Consider the following 242-nt stretch of genomic DNA (forward strand, 5'->3'; position numbering starts at 1 on the left):
CTCTCCCACACCCTCCCGGGTGCAGTACCATCGGCGCTGTGGGTCTTAGCTTCCGGGTTCGGAATGGGACCGGGCGTTTCCCCCACGCTATGACCGCCGTAACCTTTTCACCCGAACCCCTGGTGTTGCCGGGGGTGGGAAGACTGTGGTTACAACATTGGTGGTGTTGTTGTATGTAGTTGTTGGTTCCGTGCCATTAACCCGTGGTGTTGGGGGTTGTTGGTTGGGAACCACATAGTGGA

The 242-nt window shown here is 57.9% G+C and carries 1 rRNA gene; it reads right to left on the reverse strand.

The features are described 5' to 3' along the window. Positions 1 to 101: ribosomal RNA gene (gene rrf, locus ACETK3_RS21440) — 5S ribosomal RNA — on the reverse strand; the annotation flags it as partial. Positions 102 to 242 lie beyond the last annotated feature (141 nt).

The organism is Arthrobacter sp. E44, from assembly GCF_041877125.1.
Classification (GTDB): Bacteria; Actinomycetota; Actinomycetes; order Actinomycetales; family Micrococcaceae; genus Arthrobacter.